The following is an 853-nucleotide window of genomic DNA, read 5'->3' as shown; positions in this document are numbered from 1 at the left end:
GAAAAGGTGGATACCGGCCTCTTATCAAAGGAAAACGGCAGCCATCTTTCTGACCGCCGTTCTTCACGATATAAATATAAACCATCTATTTGGAACATTTGGAACAGATTTAAAAAATATCAAAAAACCGCATCAATATGCAAAAAACTATTGCATATTCCTTTACATATGCTATAATATCAATGTAAGGAAGGGAGGTGAGAAAAATGATTGATACAATAACAGCCTTGATCAATCTGGTCTCAGCAGTCATTAACATGACGGTTATCCTGCTGATGCACCACAAGAACAAGCCTGATCGCTTAGGGAGCGAAAGCTCCCTTCCCCTTATCGGGGATACATTCATAGATTAGCAGAAAAGGAGGATATTATCAATGAATGCAAACATCATCAGAGCGTTAGCTTTTGCAGTCTCCGTCACAGCTTTAGTTCTATCCATCGTCAATTTAGTAAGAGGATTAAAGAACAATGCCTAAGAAAGTATCCGGTGGATTTAACCAGTCAAAGTATATCAACGACTGGGCCAAGAAAAACATGGGGCACATTAACGTCCAGTACAAGAGAGAATTCACAGACGAATTCAAAGCCGCCTGCAAGAAGCTCGGCGTGTCCCAGTCCGAGGTATTCAGGGAAGCGATGGAGAAGACCATTAAAAAAGCGGAAGGCAAATAGCCAACCGCTTTTTACTTATCTTTTCCGAAATATCTGCGAAGAACCCGATACGCGTTTCGTTCATTTGCATTGCCGTAAACAATATGGGCGGTTTCAGTCCAAGACTTTTGATTCAAGTAGTGCCACCTGATGATTGACTTTATTTCCTCATTATCAAGCGAAGCAATCCATGAATTAATCA

At 40.8% G+C, this 853-nt stretch carries 2 protein-coding genes; both read left to right on the top strand.

All coding sequences use genetic code 11. The annotated features are described in order from the left end of the window. Window positions 1-206: 206 nt before the first annotated feature. Window positions 207-353 (top strand): hypothetical protein, encoded by a 147-nt coding sequence (locus C1714_RS14185; RefSeq protein WP_167850094.1) that lies wholly within the window; start codon window positions 207-209, stop codon window positions 351-353. Between the two features lie 115 nt (window positions 354-468). After that, on the top strand, window positions 469-672 hold the full coding sequence (locus C1714_RS13800) for a hypothetical protein (RefSeq protein WP_102343801.1): 204 nt from the start codon (window positions 469-471) through the stop codon (window positions 670-672). Window positions 673-853 lie beyond the last annotated feature (181 nt).

The sequence above is a fragment of the Galactobacillus timonensis genome (genome assembly GCF_900240265.1).
GTDB classification, from domain to species: Bacteria; Bacillota_I; Bacilli_A; order Erysipelotrichales; family Erysipelotrichaceae; genus Bulleidia; species Bulleidia timonensis.
The sequence above is the reverse complement of the archived record's forward strand: the minus strand, read 5'-3'. Positions and strand labels throughout refer to the sequence as shown.

What these genes read in the sequence shown, in the direction of transcription:
- C1714_RS14185 (WP_167850094.1), top strand. Translation starts at nt 207, where the DNA reads ATGATTGATACAATAACAGCCTTGATCAATCTGGTCTCAGCAGTCATT.
- C1714_RS13800 (WP_102343801.1), top strand. Translation starts at nt 469, where the DNA reads ATGCCTAAGAAAGTATCCGGTGGATTTAACCAGTCAAAGTATATCAAC.